Source organism: Lysinibacillus sp. FSL K6-0057, assembly GCF_038630885.1.
Classification (GTDB): domain Bacteria; phylum Bacillota; class Bacilli; order Bacillales_A; family Planococcaceae; genus Lysinibacillus; species Lysinibacillus fusiformis_F.
Genome location: NZ_CP152047.1, coordinates 3970659 through 3989585, shown reverse-complemented (window position 1 = coordinate 3989585; position 18927 = coordinate 3970659). Strand labels below are relative to the sequence as shown.

Annotated in this window: 15 protein-coding genes and 1 riboswitch; of the genes, 13 read left to right on the top strand and 2 right to left on the bottom strand. The window is 36.3% G+C overall.

Going from position 1 to position 18927, the window contains the following annotated elements; all coding sequences use genetic code 11:
• The first annotated feature begins 44 nt into the window (after window positions 1-44).
• The 6 genes from gcvH (at window position 45) to MHB40_RS19855 (ending at window position 4032) form a co-directional block, all read left to right on the top strand.
• Entirely contained in the window at window positions 45-425 is a 381-nt protein-coding gene (gcvH, locus tag MHB40_RS19880; RefSeq protein WP_205445297.1) for a glycine cleavage system protein GcvH, read from the top strand.
• Window positions 426-515: 90 nt separating this feature from the next.
• Window positions 516-857 (top strand): hypothetical protein, encoded by a 342-nt coding sequence (locus MHB40_RS19875; protein WP_004228229.1) that lies wholly within the window; start codon window positions 516-518, stop codon window positions 855-857.
• 13 nt (window positions 858-870) lie between these two features.
• Window positions 871-1182 carry a thioredoxin family protein gene (locus MHB40_RS19870; protein ID WP_205445295.1) on the top strand — a complete coding sequence of 104 codons (312 nt, stop codon included), beginning with the start codon at window positions 871-873 and terminating at the stop codon, window positions 1180-1182.
• Window positions 1183-1238: 56 nt separating this feature from the next.
• Window positions 1239-1342: riboswitch (SAM riboswitch) on the top strand.
• Window positions 1343-1424: 82 nt separating this feature from the next.
• Window positions 1425-2453 (top strand): methionine ABC transporter ATP-binding protein, encoded by a 1029-nt coding sequence (locus MHB40_RS19865; RefSeq protein WP_342534804.1) that lies wholly within the window; start codon window positions 1425-1427, stop codon window positions 2451-2453.
• On the top strand, window positions 2443-3111 hold the full coding sequence (locus tag MHB40_RS19860; protein ID WP_342533246.1) for a methionine ABC transporter permease: 669 nt from the start codon (window positions 2443-2445) through the stop codon (window positions 3109-3111). Before MHB40_RS19865 ends, MHB40_RS19860 begins: the two co-directional genes overlap by 11 nt.
• Before the next feature lie 69 nt (window positions 3112-3180).
• Window positions 3181-4032 (top strand): MetQ/NlpA family ABC transporter substrate-binding protein, encoded by an 852-nt coding sequence (locus tag MHB40_RS19855; RefSeq protein ID WP_205445292.1) that lies wholly within the window; start codon window positions 3181-3183, stop codon window positions 4030-4032.
• A gap of 342 nt (window positions 4033-4374) precedes the next feature.
• Here MHB40_RS19855 and MHB40_RS19850 read toward each other — a convergent pair whose 3' ends face one another.
• Window positions 4375-5712, bottom strand: a complete 1338-nt coding sequence (locus MHB40_RS19850) for an IS4 family transposase (protein WP_342440973.1) — start codon at window positions 5710-5712, stop codon at window positions 4375-4377.
• A 644-nt stretch (window positions 5713-6356) separates the two neighbouring features.
• Here MHB40_RS19850 and MHB40_RS19845 point away from each other — a divergent pair.
• The 5 genes from MHB40_RS19845 to MHB40_RS19825 all read left to right on the top strand — a co-directional run bounded on the left by MHB40_RS19845 (window position 6357) and on the right by MHB40_RS19825 (window position 13808).
• Window positions 6357-7682 carry a nucleotide sugar dehydrogenase gene (locus MHB40_RS19845; protein ID WP_342533245.1) on the top strand — a complete coding sequence of 442 codons (1326 nt, stop codon included), beginning with the start codon at window positions 6357-6359 and terminating at the stop codon, window positions 7680-7682.
• Between the two features lie 16 nt (window positions 7683-7698).
• Window positions 7699-9129, top strand: a complete 1431-nt coding sequence (locus MHB40_RS19840) for a polysaccharide deacetylase family protein (protein ID WP_342533244.1) — start codon at window positions 7699-7701, stop codon at window positions 9127-9129.
• On the top strand, window positions 9129-10991 hold the full coding sequence (locus MHB40_RS19835) for a glycosyltransferase (protein ID WP_205447088.1): 1863 nt from the start codon (window positions 9129-9131) through the stop codon (window positions 10989-10991). Before MHB40_RS19840 ends, MHB40_RS19835 begins: the two co-directional genes overlap by 1 nt.
• Entirely contained in the window at window positions 10988-12739 is a 1752-nt protein-coding gene (locus tag MHB40_RS19830; protein ID WP_342533243.1) for a polysaccharide deacetylase family protein, read from the top strand. The genes MHB40_RS19835 and MHB40_RS19830 overlap by 4 nt, the downstream gene beginning before the upstream one ends.
• 139 nt (window positions 12740-12878) lie before the next feature.
• Window positions 12879-13808: a glycosyl hydrolase family 18 protein gene (locus MHB40_RS19825; protein ID WP_342533242.1), complete on the top strand. Its 930-nt coding sequence runs from the start codon at window positions 12879-12881 to the stop codon at window positions 13806-13808.
• Window positions 13809-13843: 35 nt separating this feature from the next.
• Here MHB40_RS19825 and MHB40_RS19820 read toward each other — a convergent pair whose 3' ends face one another.
• Window positions 13844-14746 (bottom strand): LysR family transcriptional regulator, encoded by a 903-nt coding sequence (locus tag MHB40_RS19820; RefSeq protein ID WP_205445285.1) that lies wholly within the window; start codon window positions 14744-14746, stop codon window positions 13844-13846.
• A gap of 155 nt (window positions 14747-14901) precedes the next feature.
• On the opposite strand from MHB40_RS19820, the gene MHB40_RS19815 reads away from it, so the two are divergent.
• Both MHB40_RS19815 and MHB40_RS19810 read left to right on the top strand, forming a co-directional pair.
• Window positions 14902-17847 (top strand): histidine kinase, encoded by a 2946-nt coding sequence (locus MHB40_RS19815; RefSeq protein WP_342533241.1) that lies wholly within the window; start codon window positions 14902-14904, stop codon window positions 17845-17847.
• A complete protein-coding gene (locus MHB40_RS19810; RefSeq protein WP_342441424.1) occupies window positions 17819-18583 on the top strand; it encodes a response regulator in 765 nt (254 codons plus the stop codon). Before MHB40_RS19815 ends, MHB40_RS19810 begins: the two co-directional genes overlap by 29 nt.
• The last annotated feature ends 344 nt before the right edge of the window (window positions 18584-18927 follow it).

Genomic DNA, 18927 nt, shown 5'->3' with positions numbered 1-18927 from the left:
AACTGAAAGTGAATATATTACATATTTATGGAGGGGTTTTTTGCATGAGCACACCTAAAGACTTACGATACTCTGAAGAACATGAATGGGTAAAAGTAGAAGATGGAAAAGTACGTATTGGTATTACTCACTTCGCACAATCTGAATTAGGAGATATCGTATTCGTTGAGCTTCCACAAGTTGGCGACGAAATCAAAACAGATGATCCATTCGGTAGCGTAGAATCAGTAAAAACTGTTTCTGAATTATACGCACCAATCTCAGGTACTGTAGTTGAAGTAAATGCAGATTTAGAAGATAGCCCAGAATTCGTTAATGAATCACCATATGAAAAAGCATGGATGATCGTTGTTGAGCCTGCTGATGCATCAGAAATTGAGAAACTAATGACAGCAGAGCAATACGAAGAAATGATCGCTGAATAAGACAAGCCATAATCAAAAAACGTCGGAAACTACCGGCGTTTTTTGTTATATAATGACTTATAAGTGGGATCTCTAAATGGAGGTGGCGTAATGTTCGAGGGAAAATGCTTGATAGTAGAAGGACGCTCAGATAAGCTACAAATTGAGCCTATTTTAAATGAGAATGTTACAATACTATGTACGAACGGCACAATTGGTGTGCATCAATTAGAAGAACTACTTGATCCCTACGAGGGCTGTGAGCTATTTACTTTTTTTGATGCAGATACTTCTGGTGATAAGCTACGTGCATTAATGGACAGACATTATCCAGAAGCTGAGCACCTTCGTACAATGCCAACGTACAAGGAAGTAGAGACAACACCAAGAAAAGTGTTAGCAATGATTTTACTGCGTGCACATTTCTCAATCCATAATGAATATATTTTGTAAGGTTGCGTGAAAAATGGAAGAATGGTCAACAGAGCAGTGGGCAGCGGCCCAACAGTCGGGAGAGACAGCTGCATTTTATTTATATACACCAATGTGTGGAACGTGCGCAGTGGCATCCAAAATGATGTCCATTATTGAACAATTACTGCCACAGCTACAAATTGGCAAAGCGAATATCAATTTTTTGGAACACATAGCCTATGAGCATCAAATTGAAAGTGTTCCATGTCTACTCATCAGTGATGGCGAAAAAGTGACAGAAAAGATTTATGCTTTTCAATCCGTACCATTTTTATATGAATTGTTAAAAAAATCAATTGACTGAACTTTACTAGCGTGGTAAAGTATCAAATATATTACTAAAACATTAAATATATCGAACTCTTATGAAGAGTGGCGGAGGGAAGTGCCCTATGAAGCCCGGCAACCATCACAATGTGAAAAGGTGCCAAATCACCCAAAGATTTTTCTTTGAAAGATGAGAGAACGGTTTAACGTATAATACGTGACCCCTTCTACTTGTCTGTGAGTGAAGGGGTTTTCTATATGAGAAAAGGAGTATTCGCTATGATCCAGCTTCAAAATATTACAAAGAAATACAAAACAGCAAATGGCGAATTAACGGCAGTCAAAGACGTCAACCTTACCATCAATAAAGGTGAAATTTTTGGCATTATCGGCTATAGTGGCGCTGGTAAAAGTACCATGATTCGTTTATTAAACGGTTTAGAGAAACCGACAACAGGAACAGTAACGGTGAACAATCAAGAATTTTCATCGATAAAAGGGCAAAAGCTTCGAGCAGCTAGACAAAAGGTAAGTATGATTTTCCAGCATTTCAATTTACTTTGGTCGAGAACAGTGGCTGAAAATATTGCTTTCCCTTTAGAAATCGCTGGTTTTCCAAAGGCTCAACGTGAAGCACGTGTAAAGGAATTAATTGCACTTGTAGGCCTAGAAGGACGTGATAAGGCATATCCATCCCAGCTTTCTGGTGGACAAAAGCAACGTGTAGGGATTGCCCGTGCATTAGCGAATAATCCAGAAGTTTTACTATGTGATGAGGCGACATCGGCACTCGATCCTGAAACGACGGATGCCATTCTCGATTTACTCGTTGATATAAATGAACGCTTAGGCTTAACAATCGTCCTGATTACACACGAAATGCATGTCATCCGCAAAATTTGTCATCGTGTAGCGGTGATGGAGGCAGGCGAAATTGTGGAACGTGGTGAGGTATTACAAGTCTTCCAAGCACCACAAGCGGCCATTACCAAAAAGTTTGTATCTCAAATTACAGACACAAAGGAAACACAGGATACGGTGGCACAAATCAAAGCAAACTATCCAACTGGACAACTTGTCAAACTGATTTTTGTTGGTGAAAAAACAGAACAACCTGTTATCTCACATCTTGTGAAACAATTTGATGTAGAGGTAAGTATTGTTCATGGTAATATTTCACAAACAAAAAATGGTGCATACGGTACACTGATTGTGCAAATTGATGGCTCGAAGACAAACGTGGCTGAAGCCCTTCGTTATTTAAATACAGTCGAAGTACAAACGGAGGTGATTGCAAATGCTAACTAATCTCTTTCCGAATGTAGACTGGGAAAATATGTGGCAAGCTACATATGAAACATTGTATATGACAGCTATTTCTACAGTTGTGACATTTATTCTTGGGTTAGCCATTGGTATCATTCTATTTTTAACTAGTCCCAATCAGTTATGGGCAAATAAAATCGTTAGCTTTTTAACAGGATCACTCGTTAATATATTCCGCTCCATTCCATTTATCGTATTAATTATTTTATTAATTCCATTTACGAAGTTTTTACTTGGTACAATTCGAGGAGCTAATGCGGCGTTGCCAGCATTAATTATCGGTGCAGCACCATTTTATGCTCGTATGGTATTAATTGCGTTACGCGAAATTGATAAAGGTGTTATAGAAGCAGCCCGTTCAATGGGGGCAAAAACTTCTACAATTATTTGGAAAGTATTGATCCCTGAATCATTACCAGCTTTAATTTCTGGTATCACTGTAACGGCTGTTGCCCTTGTAGGTTATACTGCGATGGCTGGAATTATCGGTGCAGGTGGTCTTGGTAACCTAGCGTTCCTAGACGGCTTCCAACGAAATCGCCAAGATGTGACATTAATGGCAACTATTTTGATCTTAGTAGTCGTATTTATTATTCAATGGATTGGTGATTTATTTACTGAGAGAATTGATAAACGCTAGAAAGAAAATTGAGGTTATTCCGGTTCTTACCGCTAACATATTTTAAACAAATAAAAGGGAGTGTCATAAATGAAGAAGTTATTAGCAGGATTATTTTTATCAATACTTGTACTAGCATTAGCAGCTTGCGGTACAGATAAAAAAGAAGACGAAAAATCAGCATCTGGCGATCAAACAGATAGTAAAGAAAACGTAACATTAAAAGTAGGTGCTTCTAATACACCGCACGCAGTTATTTTAGAAAAAGCAAAACCGATTTTAGCTAAAGAAGGCGTCGACCTTGAAATTGAAACGTATACAGATTATGTTCTACCAAACCAAGATTTAGAGTCAAAAGAAATTGATGCAAACTATTTCCAGCACATTCCTTACTTAGAACTACAAATCAAAGACAATGGCTATGATTTTGTCAATGCTGGTGGCGTTCATATTGAACCAATCGGTATTTACTCAAAAAAATATAAAACGTTAGAAGACCTACCTGAGGGCGCAACAATTTTACTTTCTAACTCAGTATCTGACCATGGTCGTATGCTGTCATTATTAGAAGCTAAAGGCTTAATTAAATTAAAAGAAGGCATTGATAAAACAGCAGCAGAATTAAAAGATATTGATGAAAATCCTAAAAACTTTAAATTCGATGCAAATACTGCACCAGAAATGCTTGTACAAATGTACGAAAATGATGAAGGCGATGCAGTACTGATCAACTCTAACTTTGCCATCGATAACGGTCTAAACCCAATCGAAGATGCGATTTCTCTTGAAGATAAAGAATCTCCATATGTTAACATCATCGCAGTACGTGCAGGTGATGAAACAAAACCTGAAATTAAAAAATTATTAGAAGTATTAACATCTAAAGAAATCCAAGACTTCATTTTAGAAGAGTGGAAAGGTGCAGTAGTACCAGTTAAATAATTATCCAGACTGTAGACAAACTCAATGAATTTTGAGTTTGCCTGCAGTCTTTTTCTTTTACAATGAAATATAATAAAGCCGTTGATTTTCACTACGGGCGGATGCTTTCCGCGGGCGGGGTCGAGCTGCTTCCCTCGCTTCCCTCAGTCCAGGATCTCGATTTTCCCGCAGGAGTCGCCACCCCATAGCCGTGTCCTTAAGAAAATATCAGACATCCTATGCCAGATTTTCGTGTGTTTATCTTCTGTTTAAAATGGGTATTACACAAGGAGTGAGGGAAAAATGGCCTCACTAAATAAACTATACAAATTATCCATCCAAATATTGGGTTTACATCGACTTTTAAGAAGTTTTGCGTTTTTTACACTTTAGGCAAAATGACGAAACGTTTCGGGTGAGCGTATCGAAATAGACATATAGCTGTTTTTTCGAATGCCACATACTTTTTAAAAGTCGATTTATTTGTTTCGCAATCAACCGGACCGTCTTTCTTTCACTAATCCTCCGTTTTCTTGTCACCCACAGATCATTTCTCATCATTCCCATGATCATTTCAGTCAATAAAAGCACAATACTTTGAAGATAGAAATGACATAACCATCGTTCAATCTTCACCTTCTTCATCTTATCGACTTCTAAATCTGATTTCCATGTTTTAAATAAGAGCTCGATTTGCCAGCGTAATCGGTAAAGTTCATGAATTTCACTTGCTGGCATATCCTCTGGTACATTTGTTAAATAGATGACCACTCCAGGTATTTGTTCTACTTCATTTTTATGGACTTGCCCTTGTTTCTTTTGACGTCTTCTTTTTTCCCGCTTGTGTAGCTCTTTTTCCTGTTCCTCTGAGAGGCGATAGAGAATACAACGTGCAGGCATTTTTTCGTGTCGTCCTACAAATAATTGGGACCACTCTTTGTATTCGCCACGTACCATTTCTAATGCGATTTCTTCTAAATGAATTTGTTTGTAACGGCGACTTTCAATCAATTTCCCATTTGGATGACGAGGTGGATGACTTACTTCGACAAACAATTGCGTATCTTTTTTCGTTTTTGTGATATAGAAAGCACCTTTTGCGTGCACCTTTTTAAAAAAATCGAATTGAAAATAGCCTAAATCCTGTAGAACCAGTTCTCTCTCCTGAATCAAAGGTAATCGCGTCATTCCTGCTGGATTATCGGCATCACGTCCGTTCATTAAATCAAAATAAAGTAGCTGTTGGGTTAAATAATCAAACTCCACTTGCACTTTAACAGACGAACAATGGACACCCTGAAAATTTCCCTGATAGGCATCTGGCAATTTGATCGTTGTGCTATCTAAAATACGTATTCGAGTAAATGTGTATCCCGTTAGCTTGGGGAAGGCGAGTTGAAGCTGCGTTTTGAATAATCGTCCAAAAATGGTTTCCAAAAAAGTAACAGCCCGTTCATCAAAGCGTTTATTAAGAGCCGATTTCGTCATAAATATATCCTGCTCCGCCAAGTCCGTACAAAGCGTTTCAAGCGAATCACTGATAATCTCACTCTTTTTCAAAAACAGAAAGTGTAAAAATTGTGCCGCACTAAACGAACGCTCGCGTTGAATAAAACCCGATAATCTACCCACCTCTTTTACTTCATTTTTCCCAAGTATCTGAAAAAGTGGCGCAAGTAATTGAATATTTTCTGGTTTCATTTTGCTGGACCTCCTTTATCAAGTGTACTTATCTATACCTTGATAAGAGAAATATTAACCCACGAATAAAGGAAATCACTAAGGACACGGCTATGGCTACTTGACTCCTGTAGGATAGAAAGACTCAGCACAGAGCGTTAGCAGCAAGTAAGTAGCCTGCAAAGGAAAGTCTTTTCGCATTATACAAAAATTCTATACGAAGGTATGTGAGTCATATGACTCACATACCTTTTTATGTAATCCCTTAAGTATTGGTGATACTTAGGGGATTTTTTGCATTTATTTATTATTTAGCATGAACTAGTAGTTATGAATTTATTGATAAATATAATGTAAATTATTGCACTAATATTGTCGAATTTTGAGAAAAATAGGCGTTTTATAATGTATTTTTGAAATGTTTAGAAATTGTTTAGTTTCAATTAGTACTATATAAACGTTAGCAAATTGTTGAAGGTTTTTGATTAATCGTTTTCATTGAAAAATCATGAGGAAGTCGGTAGCAATGAAAGGAGTTTGATCAAAATGATAATGAGAAATACTCAATTACTTTGTAGAACGCTTACCATCAATAAATCATTGCTCAAAAATCTTTAAAATCCGTTGGAAGTTGAAAATTGTTTTAGATAGAGGAGTCATTTTTTATGAAAATAAAAACGCAATCACGAAGCTCAGCTTTATCGAATAAAATCAAAACAAAAACTGCGACTATAGGGGTTATTGGACTTGGTTATGTGGGGCTGCCATTTGCTGTTGAGATTGTACAAAGTGGTTTTCATGTTATAGGGTTTGATAAAAATCAAGATAAAATCAGACAGATACAGGAGGGTGATAGTTATATAGCTGATTTACCTAAAGAAAATTTACAGCGAATCATAAAAAGTAGTCGATTTGAAGCAACTAATGATTTTTCCAAACTTTCGCAAGTTGACGTAGTAGTGATTTGTGTGCCTACACCTACAGCAGTAGATGGAACGCCTAATATGTCATTTATAAAAGAGGCAACGCATGACATCGGAAGAAATATTAAGACCAATGCGCTCATTATTTTAGAAAGCACAACTTACCCTGGGACAACAGAAGAATTTGTTCAGCCCATTTTACAAAAAAATGGCTTTGTCATCGGTCAGGATTTGTTTTTAGCGTATTCACCAGAACGTATAGATCCAGGAAATAGCAAGTTTTCCGTTTCGAATACACCGAAAGTGGTTGGGGGAATAACAGCAGCATGTCTAGAAGTATCAAAGGTCTTTTATGAAACAGTCATTCATACCAGTATATATACTGTGTCGAGTCCGAGAGTAGCTGAAATGGAGAAATTGCTGGAAAATACGTTTCGACAAATTAATATTGCCCTTGTCAATGAGTTAAGTCAGATTTGTTATAAAATGGATATTGATGTTTGGGAGGTTATTCAAGCAGCTTCTACAAAGCCTTACGGATTTATGCCATTTACACCTGGACCTGGAGTAGGGGGACATTGTATTCCAGTAGATCCTAAATACTTATTATGGGCTGGGCAACAGCATGGCATCTCTGCAACATTAATTGAGGCAGCAGACAAAGTCAATGATTCAATGCCTAGCTTTGTTGTGAATCGATTAGAAAATTACTTACGTAGACAAAATAAAGAACTAAGTAAGGCAACGATTGTTGTCATTGGTGTTACGTATAAGCCTAATATAAATGATCCACGTGAATCTCCAGCACTTCGTGTTATCCAGCAGTTATTAGATAGTCAGTGTGAACTAAAGATTATCGATCCGTTTATTCAAACATTCTCTGTACAACAATCCCTTTTAAATACAGTTCCATTAACAGGAGAAATAGTCCAACATGCAGATGCAGTGTTAATTTTAACGAATCATTCAGAAATTGATTATTCTTTAATTGATCAACAGGCTTCCTTAATTTTTGATACACGTAATACCAATTTTGTGTTTGAAAATAAAAATTATCACAAGTTATAAGGGGAATTCATTGGAAATGAAACTACTTAAAATCTGTAGTCTGCTTATGTTATTACTTCTAACGGGATGTCACCCCGCTACTAAAGAAACGATTCATCCAGTAGATTCTTCTATTAAAATCAAAAAATCTAATGGTACAATGAGTGATTTAATTAGTCATGCCAACATTGTCGTGTCGAAAGTTGCCTTAACATTTAATGGCTTCGCAGATAACGAAACAATGGAGCAATTACTAACAAAATTAGATGAATCGAATATGAAAGCGACTTTTTTCTTGGAGGGAATGCGTGTTGCTCAGGAGCCAGAGCTTGTGAGAGATATCTTAAAGAGAGGTCATGAGGTACAAAACGGTACATTGACGTTTCCAAATGTAGCAACTTTAGATTATGACCAGACGTATGAAGAAATTTTTTTAACCAATCAAATTTTTGAAGAGCATTTAGGCTATACTCCGAAATATGTTCGAAGTCGCTCAGGTGATGTTACCGAAAACATGCGTTTAGTAGCAGCCACACTAAACATGAAGGCAGTTATTGGATTATCTATTAATCCACTTGATAGAAAAATGCAAAGTGCTCAAGAACTAATTGACTATATCAGCCAATATATTGATAGGGGCTCTATCATTCATCTCAACACATACATTAATCCTGCCATTATTGATACCATCCCCTTACTAGCGCAATTAGCTAAAGAACATGAGTACACGATTACTACGTTAAGCGATGTGTTAGATGAACGTTATTTAACAAAGTCAGTAGAAGAAATAAAAGGGTATGACGCTGTTAGCCCCAATTTAAATTATGAGCATGCCAAGCCCAATATATATTATCGAAAAGAGACTTCCAAAAAGGAAATAGCTATTACTTTTGATGATTGGGCACATGAAAAGCGCGTAAAAGAAGTACTGGACGTTTTACGGAAATATAATATCAAAAGTACATTTTTCTTAATTGGTAGCGGAGTCGAGAAGAATCCACAATTAGCAAAAATGATTGTAGAGGAAGGTCACGAGGTAGCAAGTCACTCCTATTACCATTTAGATGTGACGAAGATGACACCTGAAGAATTGCAGGATGATTTAGTGAAGGCTCACAGGGCTCTGACCTATGCATTACAAGAGCCACCACTTTTATATTTCAGACCAGCACAAGGCATAATGGATGAGCGAACGGCCAAAATTATTACTGCCGCTGGAATTAAAACCATTGCCATGTACGATATTGCTTCTTTTGATTGGAATTTAGATTACAAGGCGCAGGACATTTATGAACGAGTGATCGAAAGGGCTGCACCAGGGAAAGTCATTGTCATGCATATTTTAGATGGGACAAATACGGTAGAAGCATTACCTCTAATTATTGAAAAACTACAACAAGATGGCTATAGCTTTAGTAAAATGTCGACTTGGATTGAGGAAGATATAAATAGGGATGTGAATGAGTGATGAAAAAAGAGATTTTAATGACACCACGCTCTGACCGCCGAATTCTATCAAATATTCCCGATCCTGAAAATGTACGAAACCTAGTGGATCGACGTGGTGCATCCTACCAGAAAGAGGAGATTGATCCTACAGATGTGAACGAAGTTTATCGTCTCCAACGAATGAGTTTACGCTACGAAACAAATTTTGAGGTTCAGCTTAAAAGACCTAGACGTCCAGTGAGTTCTAATAAATATTATGCGGAGGATATTTCGGTAACGGGTATCCTTGTTTACTCCCATCAGCCCCAGCATTTATTGATCGATGAAATACTAACTATGGGATTCACAATACCAGGTGGGGCAATGCCAGAGGGCTATGAGTCCAAAGTCAAGTTAAAGGCTAGGGTTATACGTTGCTTTACTAAAGAAGTAGATGAACAAACCCGCTATTATGTTGCATGTGAATTTTTGCATCCTTTAAATGAGTATATGATAAAAAATCGGTGGGGCGTTTCTATTTTTGTAGCCAGCTTATTTTTCTTGATTGTGTCACTATGTGTCATATTAATGAGAGCCGAAAGTTTGATTTATTTCAGGTTTAATAAATTTTTATATCTTTATAGTATTATTGCCGCAACGTTTCTGTTAAGCAGATATGTATTTGGTATGCTCTACAAAAATATACCAATCAATCCGAAGTTTGAACCAGGTGTATCCATTATAATTCCTGTGTTTAACGAAGAGGAATGGATTCATCGCACGGTATCTAGTTGTATTAATCAATATTATCCAGTGGATAAGTTAGAAGTAATCGTCGTGGATGATTGTTCAACAGATCGCACAGAAGAAAAGGCAAAGGATATGATTAATCTTATACATGGTGAGGGTGAACGTTTTAGGACAAATGATCGCTTAAAGTTTTATAAGCTACCACAGAACGGAGGAAAGCGAGAAGCCTTAGTTGCTGGGGTTCATCAAGCCAAGCATGAATTGGTTGTGTTTGTGGATTCAGATAGTTTTTTAGAGCCACATGCCATTCGCAATTTAGTTCAGCCTTTTCAAGATCCCAAAATGGGCGGTGTGGCTGGTCGAACGGAGGTTGAAAATAAATTTACCAATTCTCTTACAAAATTACAAACCGTCCGTTATTATATTGCCTTTCGTATTATGAAAGCAGCCGAATCATGGTTTGATACGGTTACTTGTTTATCGGGGCCATTAGCATGTTATCGGAAAGAGCTTATTTTAAAAAATGAAACAGCCTGGCTCAATCAAAAGTTTCTCGGTCAGCCAGCCACATTTGGGGATGACCGCAGCATGACCAACTATATTTTGAAAACACATCGAACAGGCTATCAGGATAATGCCATTTGTTCTACGATTGTGCCCTCTGATACGAAAGTTTTTTTAGCACAACAAATGAGATGGAAACGTTCTTGGTTAAGAGAATCATTACGCGCATTTATATTTATGTGGAAAAAAGAACCTTTTATGTTTCTTTTCTTTATCATTGGTTTAATTGTGCCAATCGCTGCCCCGATTATTGTTGTGTATAACTTAATTTATGTACCACTGGTATATGGCATTTTTCCAACAACATTTTTACTAGGCTTACTATTAATGGCAATGTTAATGAGTTTGGCACATTTATTCTTTAGAAAGAGCACACTATGGGGGTTTGGTTTTATTTTTGTTCTCTATTATGAATTTATTTTGCTTTGGCAGATGCCAGCAGCCTGGGTAACTTTTTGGAAATCTACATGGGGAACAAGAGAAACCCCTCAAGACGTTCTAGCGAAAGAAAAGAAAATGGAAAAGCAGAAAGTACGAAAATCCCGGTTTTCGATGTTGAAAAATAGAAAAATGGGTGAGAAGGAATGAAAGGAAAAAGTATAGAACTCCAGCCAGCTAAAAAAAATCGTCGGAAAATCATTCGTTCGATCGTACAATTAATCATTGTGTTCTTATTAGCTGTGATTTTAATAAAAGCTATATTTTTGACAGAGAGGCGAACGGCTGAAGCGGTACCATTAAACAATAAAGAGGGATTTATTGCCCTTTCTTATTTTGGGCTGAGTAGAAATGATTCTCCCAAATATGTGTCTAAAAAGAATTTGGAAGAACAATTAACATTGCTGAAAAAACAAGGCTATCAAACGATTACACAAAAGGATATTTTAGATTTTTATCAAAACGACAAACCATTACCTAAAAAAGCATTGTATTTATCCTTTGAGGATGGTCGCACAGATTCTAGTATTTTTGCTCAAAATATTATGGAAAAATTAAATTATAAGGCGACGATGTTTACGTACGCTAATAAAATGGCTACGAGGGATAGTAAATTCTTAAAGCCTAAAGATTTAAAGCTGATGAAACGAAGTGGGTATTGGGAATTAGGATCTAATGGCTATAGGCTAACCTATATTAATGTTTTTAATGATATAGGACAATCACTTGGTGTTATCGATGAAAATGATGTACCCAATAAAACAACGATAGAATACTACAACCACTATTTAATGGACTTTATTCGCAATCCATATATGATTCCAAGTGAAACACGGCAAGAGATGGAAGAACGCATTAAGAAGGATTATACGCTGATGGAGGATATCTATCAACAGGAGTTTGGTGAAGTGCCAAAAGCCTATGCGATTATGCATGCTAACTCCCTTTATAACAATATGGACCCATTAGTACAGAAAATCAATGATAAGGAAATTAAAGACAAGTTTCGTCTGCATTTTAATTTAGAATTGGGTGCCTATAATGATCGAGAGGCAGATCTTTATAACTTAAATCGTTTACAAGTTTCGCCGTATTGGTCAACCAATCATGTCATGATGAAAATTTTTCAAACTAGTAAACAAAACATTGAATTTAAGATAGGAGATCCTCAAATAGCACAAAATTGGCATGTGGTAAATGGGGCGGCAGAATTTGAAAATAATGAAATTACGTTAACCTCACCCCCATCTAGTGAAGGTAGAATTCTCTTAAAGGATGCATTAACCGAAAGCTTTCAAGCAAATTTTACATTCAAAGGAAATGTTGTAGGTCAGCAAGCTTTCTATACCAATTATGATGCAACAACAAACAGCTATTTGAGAATTGCATTAGTAGATAATGAGATTGTGGTAAGTGAAAAATTACCAGAGGCAGGGATTGTTGAGAAGGAACGATTTCAGTTAAATGAAGTAAAATGGAATGAAGAGGAATATGCCTTTAACAAGGCGACCGTTTACACCTATCATGATACTCAAAAAGGTTCTCGTATTAATGACAAAGAATGCCCAAGAAACTTAACGAAAAAGAGAGTATTTAACATTACCGTCCATCAGGATAAAATAGAAATAAATGTAGATAATTTATTATCCGAAACCGTTCAAATAAATCCAGCATTACAAGGGGCACAGATTGGATTTGGTGCGCTGTACAGTAAAAAGGATACTTCACATGAACAGTATGCCGATGATATTTACGACACATTCATAGAGGATATTTTGATTACAGATAGTAAAAAGCAAATCATTTATACAAACCAATATACGAATTTTGAGAAGGTAAGGAATAAAGCCATGGTTATGTTAAATGATGTGGTGGATTTCTTTATTGAAACCTTCTAAACTGAGGTGAAATTTAATTCAAGTGAAGAATTTTGTATTGTTTATCTGTATAGCGCTCCTATTTATTACGGCTTGTAGTCCTAGTAAGGAGCCAGCAGCTGTAGCAAAAGTTGATACAAAGAATAAGGAGAAGCTCCGATTGTCTATCTGGTTACCCGAATGGCAAAATAAATTGGCTATGGAGGATGTGAAAAATTCTCAGCAAGGGTTACAAGATATAAGAGTTTTCGGTGCTTATTTTAATAGTAAAGACGAATTGCTTCTAACAGAAAATGCAATTGATATGCTGCAACAAACACAGCAGCAATTTACCAATTCACATCATGTGATCCTAACGCTTATTAATGATTATGTAACAGATAACGCTCCATCTGTTCAAAAGGATAGTAAGCTTTTGCACAGATTGGTATATGATTCTGCTGCTAGAAAAAAGCATATCAGCCATATTATAGAGGTAGCAGAACAGTACCAATTGGCTGGTATTGAGATTGATTATGAAAAGGTAGCGCAAGAAGACCTAAAAAAATATATCCTCTTTTTAAAAGAGCTGTACCAAGCGCTTTCTAAAAAGGATATGACATTGCATGTTGTGCTTGAGCCGAGTTTTCCATTTGATGTAAAATTACCAAATGGACCGAGCTATACTGTAATGGCCTATAATGTTCATGGCTATCATAGTGGGCCAGGTGCGAAAGCCACTTTTACTTTTCTTAATGATTTAGTGAAAAAGATCAAAAAGTCAAATCAAGATTTAGCCATTGCATTTGCTACGGGCGGTTTCGATTGGGGAGCAGAAGGTAAAACAGTTGCTTTAACGGAGCTGGAGGCTGAGCAAATATTAGCTGAAACGCAAGCAGAAAAGAAACGTGATAAGACAAGTGGAGCCGTGTATTTTACGTATATAGATGACAGCCGAATTAGCCATGAAGTTTGGTATGCTGATCAAGTAACGCTTGAAAAATGGGTGAACTATGTACAGAGGAGAAACTATCATGACGTGGTGTTATGGCGTGCAGGAGGCTTAGGCGCAAAAACATTACAATGGATTGGTGAGCATTCAACTAAATAATGTGAAGTCAAAAAAATCGCCCAAAAGGCGATTTTTTATTGGAATTGAGAAAGACGAGAAAAGAAGTTTTTCACAAAGTCTAAGAAAATGATTTCTGAAGGGGCAATTTCTCGATTTACAGGTGAAATAATACCAACAGTTCTAGGGATTGTAGGTGATTCAATAGGAACCTTTATGGTAAAGCGAGCCGCTGAATCATAAAGAGAGCTTTCTGGTAATAGACTAACACCTATGCCAGCAGCAACTAAGCCCTTCAATGCATCCAAATCTTCCCCCTCTGAAATGACATTTGGTAAAAAGCCTGCAGCTCGACAAGCATCCATCGCTACCTTATGCAAAATATAGCCATCTGGAAATAACACAAAGAGATCATTTCGCAACTCTGCAAGCTGTATACTTTCCCTTTTAGCTAATGGATGATTGGCTGGTAGGAGTGCAGCAATATTTTCAGTAAACAGAATTGTTGATTGAATGGATTCGTCCTTTGGGGGGAGGGGTCCTAAAAAGGCTAGGTTCAACTCCCGATTTTTGACTGCATCAATCAAAAATCGATAAGATCCTTGACGTAGTTGAAATTGTAAATCAGGGTATTCGCGTTTAAAGGCTGAAATAACGGTTGGTAGAACATAGCTAGCTAAACTTGTTGGAAAGCCGATTTTAATAGAGCCTTTCGCAGGATTAAGATATTCTTCCACTTGCTTTGCTGCAAAATCAATGGCCTTTAATGCCGTAATGGTATGCTCAAGAAATGTCTTCCCTATTGGGGTTAATTTAACATTTCGTCCCACTCGCTCAAATAACGGGGTGCCTAACTCATCTTCAAGATTTGCGATTTGCCGACTAATGGCAGATTGGGCTACATGAAGATGCTCAGCAGCCTCTGAAATATGCTCACGTTCAGCAACCTCTACAAAATAGCGTAATTGACGTAACTCCACTAACAATTCACCTCTATTAATCTAAAAATAAGATTGATTATACCTTAATTATATATTATTGAGGATGAAAAATGACTGTTAATGTCAAAATAAAAATTATAAGCTGTTAGATATTTGAGAGTTTATTTTTGTACGATAGGGATGAGGTGGGTTTCATGATAAGAAAAGGATTAAGCTGGTTATTTATTTTAGTAGCAATTGCCATGTTAGCATACTTAATTTTTAACGATCAAGATACAAGTCATACTAAATTACAGGCGACGGATGGTTTATTAGATTTATCAGAAATAACAAAAGAGGAAGAGATTGTAGCATTGTCTGGAGAATGGCGGTTTATAGGCAATAAATTTCTTGAACCTGCTAATTTTCCTGATCACGCTCCGATTGAAAAGGTTCCCGGACCATGGCAGGATGATGCAGAGTACGGTACTTATCAACTTAAAATTAAGCTACCACCTCATTTCAAAAAAATAGGTATTCGGGTACGAAATATTTGGTCATCTCATCAACTTTTTATTAATAATGAGATCGCTGCATCCTATGGTACACTTACTACTGCTCGAGAAGCATCAGTACCAAGTAATCCTGTTTATGAAGTGTATTTTTCACCTTCTTCGGAATCATTAACTATAACAATACAAGTGGCAGATTTTTATAATGCTAGGCATGGCATTATATTTCCTATAGATATTGGTGAAGCGGATACTCTTGCAAAAGATGTAATTCAAGATGTGTACTTAGAAAAAACAACCATCATCATGTTATTGATATTTTCAATCTTTCATTTTAGTTTGTATTTATTAAGAATAAGAGATAAAGCGTTTTTTTATAGTGCAATCTATTTTTTTACATTAGCAATTCTAGTATGTACAAGGGGTGAACGAACTCTTTATAGGGAGTTTCCTTCTATAGCATTTGAGTGGTATTTTCGTTTGCAAGATTTTATAACGTATTTGAATGCAGTGATGTTATTCCTGTTCTTCGTCTATACTGTAACAGCCATGATGAAGCGTAGGACAGCTATGTTATTTGTGTCACCTCTTATATTATATGGAGTTGGAACGCTCCTTTTACCAGCCAGATCCTTATCAAATCTCCAATATCTATTTTTCACCTATATAAATTTTTTAGCATTATTAATAATTGGACGATTATTGTATTTGATGATGACGAAAAGTGCTCATGTACCAAAAAATGAACTAGCCATATTAAGTGCAACGATAATATCTCTATTTATTTTTAGCGTAAGTGGAACATTTGATCAGCTTTTTTTCTCAGGACGAAATGTTTTTAATCGCATTGGCCTGCTATTTTTTGTAGTAAATATGAATGTTTTCTTGGCTATGCGACTAATTAATCGAACAAGAGACGCTGAATTATATAGCCAACGTCTGGAAAAGGCAACAATTGGTAAGGAATCGTTTTTAGAGGTAACAACAAATGAATTAGAACAACCTCTTTATCATGCATTAAATATCACAAAATCCTTGTCAAATCAATCTATGACAGGTGAGCAACAATTACTAGAACAACAACTAGAACGTTTATTATATTTAGTAAATGACTTGAAGGATTTTACCCAGATAAGATTCCAAGATTTACAAATAACTGTCCATCCAGTCAATATTCAAATGATTATGCTGCATGTATTGACCATGCACGAAAAAAAAATAAAGAACAAAAATATTTGTGTATACAAGCACATTAATCCAAAATTATTAGTACAAGCTGATGAGCAGCGAGTAGGACAAATCTTATACAGGGTGCTTGAAACAGCTATTTCTCATGCTGTGAATGGGGATGTCATTTTAACGGTTTTACATCTTAATACAGACGTCAGAATTTCGGTTGAAGGAACTGGGGCAGAGCCTATAAAGCAAATTGCAGCAGATGAAACGGGCCAGTCCATTGGGAAAGCCATCATTGAACAGATGAAAGGCACATATTCAATAGATTTATTACAAAATGGCATTCGTTTCAACATCACTTTGCCATTTGGGGGTTATGAGGAAGTGCTAAAAGATAATGAAATGAATGTCATATGGAACAAACAGACACCGTTCAATGAAAACTTGCCGAAGTTACTCATAGTTGAGGATGATGTCATACATGCAGAAGTGTTACAAACTCTTCTACAAAGTCAATATTTTATAGAGGTTGTGCATTGCCCAGAAGAAGCACTTACTATTATTCAGCAAAAAAAACCTGATTTTTTATTGATAGATGAAGTGATGCCTGGAATGGGAGGTATTGCTCTAACGAAACATATAAGACAGTATTTTAGTTATATAGATTTACCGATTATTATGTTAGTATCCAATGAATATCCAACCAATATTTCACTTGTCTTAGAATCAGGAGCAAATGATTATATCCGTAAACCAGCTACAAAAGAAATGTTAATTACACGTTTATCTGCCATTGCATTAACTAAAGAGGCTATGGGCAAAGCGATACAACACGAAATGGCTTTTCTACAGGCACAAATTAATCCACATTTTTTATACAATGCACTCAGCAGTATTATTTCGTTTTGTTATACAGACGGTGAGCGTGCAGGACATTTATTAACGATGCTATCTACCTATCTACGTTCTATATTAGAATCAGGTAAGGATGAACAACGCGCAACATTAGAGAAAGAGCTTGAAATCATACGTGCTTATGTAGAGATCGAACAAGCTCGCTTTGGCAATAAGCTAACTGTTATATTAACAATAGAAGAGACATTAGATGCATCAACGGTAGAAATTCCAAGTCTACTGATTCAGCCGTTAGTAGAAAATGCCATTCGTCACGGGATTTTTGAAAAGGATGGAAATGGAACAGTCACTATTGAAATAAAAAGGCAGCAAAATCATCTTAGCATTCGAGTGATGGATGATGGCGTTGGTATGACTGAGGAACAGGTAAAAGCTTTAAACGATGGTGAAACTATATTTTCAAATGGCATCGGCCTTATGAATGTTTTACGTCGAGTAAAAGAAATACCGCATGCTACTCTTTCGATTACTTCTAAGAAAGATGAAGGGACAACAATGGTATTTATACAACCTTTAAAGGAGCTTCCATATGTGGAGAATTATTATGGTAGAGGATGAACAGCCGATTTTAGATTTGCACAAACTATTACTTGAAAAAGAGGGGATTTTTAAGGTTATTGCTTCCTTTACATCTCCTATAGAAGCGACAACTCAAATTTTGACCATTAAAGGTGAATATGATGCGATTATTTTAGATATTGAAATGCCTAAGATGAATGGATTAGAGCTTGCGGCTCATTTAGTAGAAGAAGGCATAGATGTTCCAATTATTTTTTCAACAGCATATGCAAAATACGCTGTTGATGCTTTTCGAGTGCAAGCATTAGATTATGTATTAAAGCCAATGACTCCGAGTATTGTACTGCAATTAAATGAAAGACTGACGAAATATTATGGACGTCAAACGAAGCAAAATGCTACGAAGTTGGAAGTTAGATTGAAAGGTGAAGTTGGAGCAAGGTTAAATGACAAAGCTATTAAATGGCGAACAAAGGTCACAGAGGAACTTTTTTATTATCTATTAGTCAATGAAGGAATTGTAGTATCAAAATATCGTATTTTAGATGATATTTGGCCCAATTTAGAAGAGAAAAAGGCGTTAGCCAATCTTTATAGTACAATCTACCGTCTGCGTCAGCTTTTTATCGAGCTAGGTTTACCCATTCAGATAGAACGTGTAAATGATGGCTATGAGCTGAAGACGAATGATGCAATTATTGTTACTTCCACTTCAGATGCGGATGCTTTTTTACTGGAATCAAAAGGATATTTATGGGCATATCATCTAGGCTGATTGAGAAAAGGTAGAAATGTTGGATACCATCAACGTTTCTACCTTTTAATTTATCCACGCTTTCCTTTCAAGATATGGTTCATTTCTTTATAGCAAAATTTCTTTCTTACAATATGGGCTTTAATTGATTCCATTTTAATGAAATAGGTTATAGTATAGATATGGTTGTTTATGCTAATTTGTCACAAAACCGCTACAATTAGCACTTTTCATGAGGTTTTCACTATGTAGCTAGATGAAATCGATTCTCAATTAGAGATATTTCATTGAAAATGAAGAAAGTCTATTCTCATTGTTTAGGTGAAGTAGTAATAATCTGAAAATGCTTACAAAGTCTTTATTTT